1 protein-coding gene is annotated in these 1,126 nt (G+C 54.6%); it reads left to right on the top strand.

Features of this window, described 5'->3' with window-relative positions; genetic code table 11:
* On the top strand, nucleotides 1–1,126 hold a 1,126-nt coding region (locus ACCI51_RS19400), incomplete at both ends, for a hypothetical protein (protein WP_371845079.1).

The following is a 1,126-nucleotide window of genomic DNA, read 5'->3' as shown; positions in this document are numbered from 1 at the left end:
TGGTATTACCCTGACCGGTACCGATGCCGCCGACACTTTCACCGTACTTTCTACAGCGAATCAGGTAGCAGTAGAAGGTATTACCTTCACCAATGTCGATGTTGTAGCAGCGGATGGCGCGACTGGTGACAAAGGTGAGAGTGATATCGTTAACGCAACGGATATCGATGTGTATCTGACGGGCAATGATAAAGAGTTGTCCACCAACGGTATTCTCTTCCAACAAATCGAATCCGGCAATGTAACGGATACACACTTATTTGGTTCCGCGACGGCAAGTGACAGCGTCCTTGTTCTTGATATTAACGAGATTACCGCGAACGCGATTGCCTTCACCGGTATTAGCGAATTGGACCTCGGCACTGGCGGTGGTGATGTTACCGGTGTGGATGGCGCCGACTGGCAGCTGACCGCGAATAACAAGCAGGTCATTAGCAGCGGTATCACCTTCTCCAACGCCGACACCCTCAACGCACAAAATGGCAACGTGATTGGGGTTGCCGCTCGCAAAGAAGAATTTGCCCTGGACGATAACGGCGATGTCACCCTAGGGGTCAACGAAATGACCTTTACCGGTATCGACCGTATTACCGACAACGGATCCGATAGCGACCCGGCAGATAGTCTGGTCAGCAATTTGAGCAGCAGCGACTGGAGCCTGACCGCGACCGATAACCAGGTAACCCATAGCGGCATCACCATTACCGGTATCGAAGTGCTCAGCGGTGGTCTGGCCACACTCAACGGAGATGTCGACGGCGATAGCAGCGATACTTATTCACTCGCCAGCAATGGCGATGTCACCGTCGATGCCATGACCTTCGCCGCGATGGAAAAAATCGTTGCCGCCAGTGGCACCGACACCGTCCAGGCCAGCGCTGTATCCGGCATCAACCTGCTGGGTAGTCAATCATTGAGTGCCGCGGTCACCAACGGCACAACCGGCACCCTCATCGTTGAAGGTATCGAAAGGGTAACCGACACCGGTGAGATTACCGGCACCAGCGGTGCGGACCGTTTTGTCGTGGTGGACCTCAGTGGTGACACCGTCGTGCAGAGCCAGAACATCGACTTTTACGGCGTCAGCAAGGTCGATGGTGGCGATGACAGCGACACCTTGGTCGGC

This window comes from Microbulbifer echini (assembly GCF_041447225.1).
Lineage (GTDB): Bacteria > Pseudomonadota > Gammaproteobacteria > Pseudomonadales > Cellvibrionaceae > Microbulbifer > Microbulbifer echini.
This window is presented reverse-complemented; position numbering and strand designations above follow the sequence as displayed.